Source organism: Vogesella mureinivorans, from assembly GCF_007644035.1.
Classification (GTDB): domain Bacteria; phylum Pseudomonadota; class Gammaproteobacteria; order Burkholderiales; family Chromobacteriaceae; genus Vogesella; species Vogesella mureinivorans.
Map to the genome: position 1 here is coordinate 1 of NZ_VMTV02000419.1, position 344 is coordinate 344.

Annotated in this window: 1 protein-coding gene; it reads right to left on the bottom strand. The window is 42.4% G+C overall.

Translation table 11 applies throughout. The features are described from left to right. Positions 1–38: 38 nt before the first annotated feature. A complete protein-coding gene (locus tag FLQ44_RS11300) occupies positions 39–332 on the bottom strand; it encodes an amidase family protein (RefSeq protein WP_206208840.1) in 294 nt (97 codons plus the stop codon). Between the last annotated feature and the right edge of the window lie 12 nt (positions 333–344).

Genomic DNA, 344 nt, shown 5'->3' on the forward strand with positions numbered 1-344 from the left:
GTCGGGATTGGTGTAGCAGCAGCAGCACTTGAAGAGTTTCAAAAGTTGGCACCGGGGATCAACTCAGGATATTTAGGATTAATTGCCGTACCAAAATGATGGTTAATGCCTGTAATGCCAAAGGCAAGTTCATGCAAATTGGTTTTCCCAGTAATTTGACAGTCAGCTGCCAAAATACGATCCACAACTTCTGCATTTTGAGTCGCAGCAGATGTATTCATTAACGCTTGGCTGCCTGCCATCGTTTTCATACCTTGAATGTCGATGGAATCTTTCACCATCACTTTCAAAGCACCTGTGCCTTTTTGTACCTCTTGTACAACGATATTCATTCACTTTTCCAT